Genomic DNA, 4,296 nt, shown 5'->3' with positions numbered 1-4,296 from the left:
GGATCGCCCGCCGCCGGATCGCCGGCCGCGGGATCGCCCGCCGGACGTTTCTACCTGCTGTACCAGCCGAAGGTCGACCTGCGCACGGGCCGCCTGTTCGGCGTGGAGGCGCTGATCCGCTGGCGCCATCCGGAACACGGCCTGGTGCGCCCGGACCGCTTCATCGGGCTCGCGGAAGAATCGGGCCTGATCGTGGGCCTCGGCGAATGGGTCGTGCGCACGGCCTGCCGCCAGGCCCAGTTGTGGCGCGCGGCCGGGCTGGATCCGCTGGCCGTGTCGGTGAACGTGTCGGCCCGCCAGTTCGAGGAAAAGCGCCTCGTCGAGCGCATCGCCGGCGCCCTGCGCGACAGCGGCCTGCCGCCCAGCGCGCTGGACCTGGAGGTGACGGAAAGCCTGCTGATGCGCGACATGCACCAGGCCGTGGCGCGCATGCGCGAGCTGAAGGAGATGGGCATCACCCTGTCGATCGACGATTTCGGCACCGGTTATTCGAGCCTGTCCGCGCTGAAGTCGTTCCCGATCTCGACGCTCAAGATCGACAAGTCGTTCGTGCGCGACCTCGCCATCAGCTCGGACGACCAGGCCATCGCGCTGGCCGTGATTTCGCTCGGCCACCGCCTGCACCTGCGCGTGATCGCCGAGGGCGTGGAAACGGAAGAGCAGCGCGACTTCCTGCGCGCCAACGACTGCGACGAGATGCAGGGCTATCTGTTCAGCCCACCGGTGCCGGCCGAACGCATCACCGAGATGCTGCAGGCGCAGGCGCAGCAGCGGCGCCTGGGCAGTGCGGAACGGCTGGCAGGTTGACGCTGGCCGGCGTTCAGACGCCGCGCAGGCGGCGGATCAGCGCGTCCGGATCGGCATCGAGCGTCATCAGCGCGGCGTGGGCCGGACGCACGAACCCCGTCGCGACGAGGTGGTCGACGAAGGCCGACAGGCCGTCGTAGAAGCCGTTCACGTTGAAGAGCCCGATCGGCTTGGCGTGGATGCCCAGCTGGGCCCACGTGATCGTCTCGAACAGCTCTTCCAGCGTGCCCATCCCGCCCGGCATGGCGATGAAACCCTCCGCCAGGTCGGACATCATCGCTTTCCGCTCATGCATGTCCTTGACGACGAACAGCCGCGTGAGGCCGGGGTGTCCGACTTCGCGCTCGACGAGATGCTTCGGGATCACGCCCGTCGCCTCGCCGCCCAGGCGCAGCACTTCGTCCGCGATCACGCCCATCAGCCCCACCTTGCCGCCGCCGTAGACGAGGCCGATGTTGTGGTCGACGAGGGCGCAGGCCAGGCTGCGCGCCGCGTCGGCATACAGGGGATCGGCGCCCAGCGAGGCGCCGCAATAGACAGCGATGGATTTCATGGATTCCTCAAGGTTGTACCAAAGGCAGCTTCGCGAGGAACTCGTCGGACAGGCGCTGGAACAGGGCGAGCGTCTCGCCGCGCAGGTAGGGGCCGAGCATCGACAGCACCTGGTAGCAGCCGCGCGCCAGCGCGTCGGCGATGGCTTGCTGCTCGCTGTACTTGCGCGGATTGCGTACGTATTCGTACGACAGCCAGTAAGTGGCGACGACGACCATGTTGGTCGCCATCGCGCCGATCTGGGCATCGCCCGCCTCGAGCGACCCTTCGCTGCGCAGGTCTTCGCACAGCTGGCGCGCGACCTTGATCTTGTGGGCGAGGATCGCCTTGAACTGCAGTTCCAGCTTGCGGTTGCGCGACAACAGGTCGTTCAGGTCGCGGTAGAAGAACCGGTACTTCCAGATCAGTTCGAACATCAGGTGCATGTACAGCCACACGTCTTCCATGTTCGAGCGACGGCCGGCCGGCACGGTCAGCATGCGCTCGATCTCCGCCTCGAACTGGACGAAGATCGAGTTCACGATGTCGTCCTTGTTGCGGAAGTGGTAGTACAGGTTCCCCGGCGAGATGTTCATCTCGTCGGCGATCACGGTCGTCGTGATGTTCGGTTCGCCGAATTCGTTGAACAGCCGCAGCGACAGCTCGAGGATGCGTTCGCGGGTTCGGCGCGGGGCTTTCTGTTGCATGGAAACAAATGTGGGTGGACTCACCCGCAAGGATATCATCGACCGGACGGCGCGGCCACCGCCTGTCTACGCCGTGGGCGTGTCGGCGCGCAGTTCGCGCAGTAACTGCAACACCTCGGCCAGCACGCGCGGGTTGCTGCCCAGCGCCACGTGGCCCACGCCGCCGAATGCGACGTTGCGCGCACCGGGCAGCACGCTCGAATCCTGCGGCGCGACGATGTTGTCGTGATGGGTATACAGCGACACGATGCGCGCACGCACGTCCGGCCCCTCGGACGCCGCCAGGTCGCGCAGCCACGGACCGTCGCGGCGCATCTGGACGGCGTTCGCGCCGGGGCCGAAGCGCGCCAGCGCCGTGCCATGGTGCGGCGTGCCGAGCGTGATCACCCTGGCCACGCGCGCGCTGCCGTATCTGCGCATCCACGCGCGCGCGGCCAGGCCGCCCATGCTGTGGGCGACGATGGCGATGCGCGCGGCGCCCGTCGCTGCGCACAGCGCCTGCACGCGTTCCTCGAGCAGCGGCGCGTAGTCGTCGATGCTGCCCGCCACCGGTTCCAGGTCGATACTGGCGTGGCTGATGCCTTCCCGGTCCAGCAGCGGCACCAGGTGCGCCCAGTAGCCGCTGTTGCAGCCATAGCCGTGCACGAGCAGCACCGGCACATGATCACCGCGCGGGTGGATGGTCATGCGCGCCCAGCCGCGCGGCACGTGCCAGGATGTCACCAGCATGCTGGCGCGGAATTCCTCGGCCAGCATGCGCAGGCGCGCGCGAAAATCCAGGCGGTACGCCGGCGGCGTCGGACTCGCGGCCCGCGACGCCATGACAAAATTGTTCATGTTGATGGCGAGGCGCACGAGCGCCACCGCGACTACGCCCGCCAGCAGCGCACCCCACGCGGGCGTGCCGCGATGCACCAGGATCCACGCGATCAGCAGCGCCGCCGTGCCCTGCACGAGCAGCACGAGGCGCAGCAGCGTGCGCGCGCTGGCCGGCTTCATCGTCTCAGGCCGCCGCCTGCGGCCGTGCCGCCGGCCGCCCCGTCATGACCAGCGCGAGATTGCTGGCCAGGCGCGCCGTGATGGCGTAGATCGACAACTGCGGATTGGCGCCGACCGACGTCGGGAACAGCGAGCCGTCGTGCACGGACAGGTTCGCCAGGCCCCGGTAGCGCCCGTCCGAATCCGTGACGCCGTCGTGCCGCGCACCGGCCATCGCACAGCCGCCCATCACGTGGGCCGACACGACGCGCGTGAGGTGGAGTTCGTACGGCAGCGCGGCGATACCCGCCCGTGCCTCGGCCCAGCCGGCGTAGCGCGGCGCCCGCTCGTGCGCGACCTGCACGCCCGTCGCGCCGGCCGCGAACTGGATCTCGGCCATCGTCAGCAGCGCGCGCCGCGCGCCCTCCCAGACCGGATCGTTCAGCGGGTAGTCCAGCACGGCGGAACCGTCCGCGTTCAGCCCGACGGTACCGCCGTTCGACTCGGGGTGAAAACCGTCGCGCAGCAGCGCCAGCATGCCCTGCAGGTGCGGGAAACTGCGCATCATCGCCGCGTGTTCGCCCCCGAAGCCCTGCATCGTCGTCGCCAGCAGCACGGGGTGCAGCGGCGGCACTTCCAGCTTGTAGCCGAGCGGGCCGTCGATCGCCTGCGTGTGCAGGAAGTGATCCGAGTAGACGCTCTGCGGCGCGCCCGCATAGCCGTCCACGCGCTGCGGGAACAGCGCGGCCGACACGAGCGTCGGGTGCAGGAACGTGCGCTTGCCCAGTTGCCCGCTGGGGTCGGGCGCCTGCGAGCGCAGCAGCAACGCCGGCGTGTTGATGGCGCCGCCGGCCAGCACCGTGTGGCGGGCCCGCACGCGGAGCAGGCGTCCGGTCGGGCGCAAGCCGGCCGCATCCAGCAGCGTGCACACGACGCCCTGGACCATGTCGCCCTGCAGCACGAGCCGCTCGGCGCGGGCGCGCGTGACGAGCGTCGCGCCATGATCGAGCGCGGACGGGATCGTCGTCACGAGCATCGACTGCTTGGCGTTCGTCGGACAGCCCATGCCGCAATAGCCGAGGTTCCAGCAACCCTTGACGTTGCGGCGAACGAGGGCCGTCGGGATGCCGAGCTTTGCCGCGCCGCGCCGCAGCAGGTCGTTGTTCTCGTTCGGCGCCGCGGGCCAGTCCGTCACGTGCAGCCGCGCCTCCATCATCTGGAACCACGGCGCCAGGTCGGCCTCGGTACAGGTCGCGAGGCCGTAGTGCTGTTG

Annotated in this window: 5 protein-coding genes; 1 reads left to right on the top strand and 4 read right to left on the bottom strand. The window is 69.3% G+C overall.

Annotation, left to right across the window (positions count from 1 at the left end; all coding sequences use genetic code 11):
• The coding region (locus AC1DYX_RS28495; protein ID WP_477265176.1) for a putative bifunctional diguanylate cyclase/phosphodiesterase at positions 1-807 on the top strand (807 nt) is incomplete at its 5' end.
• A gap of 13 nt (positions 808-820) precedes the next feature.
• Here the strand turns inward: AC1DYX_RS28495 and AC1DYX_RS28490 are convergent.
• The 4 genes from AC1DYX_RS28490 to AC1DYX_RS28475 form a co-directional block, all read right to left on the bottom strand.
• Positions 821-1,360 (bottom strand): LOG family protein, encoded by a 540-nt coding sequence (locus AC1DYX_RS28490; RefSeq protein ID WP_477265174.1) that lies wholly within the window; start codon positions 1,358-1,360, stop codon positions 821-823.
• 7 nt (positions 1,361-1,367) lie between these two features.
• Positions 1,368-2,045, bottom strand: coding sequence for a TetR/AcrR family transcriptional regulator (locus AC1DYX_RS28485; protein WP_477265172.1), 678 nt, complete (start codon positions 2,043-2,045; stop codon positions 1,368-1,370).
• 66 nt (positions 2,046-2,111) lie between these two features.
• Positions 2,112-3,044: an esterase/lipase family protein gene (locus AC1DYX_RS28480; RefSeq protein ID WP_477265170.1), complete on the bottom strand. Its 933-nt coding sequence runs from the start codon at positions 3,042-3,044 to the stop codon at positions 2,112-2,114.
• A gap of 4 nt (positions 3,045-3,048) precedes the next feature.
• On the bottom strand, positions 3,049-4,296 hold a 1,248-nt coding region (locus tag AC1DYX_RS28475; protein ID WP_477265169.1), incomplete at its 5' end, for a GMC family oxidoreductase N-terminal domain-containing protein.

It is taken from the genome of Massilia sp. P2_C2 (assembly GCF_056404615.1).
The sequence above is the reverse complement of the archived record's forward strand: the minus strand, read 5'-3'. Positions and strand labels throughout refer to the sequence as shown.

Coding starts and splice junctions, on each gene's coding strand:
- AC1DYX_RS28490 (WP_477265174.1), bottom strand. CDS start 1,360: ATGAAATCCATCGCTGTCTATTGCGGCGCCTCGCTGGGCGCCGATCCC.
- AC1DYX_RS28485 (WP_477265172.1), bottom strand. CDS start 2,045: ATGCAACAGAAAGCCCCGCGCCGAACCCGCGAACGCATCCTCGAGCTG.
- AC1DYX_RS28480 (WP_477265170.1), bottom strand. CDS start 3,044: ATGAAGCCGGCCAGCGCGCGCACGCTGCTGCGCCTCGTGCTGCTCGTG.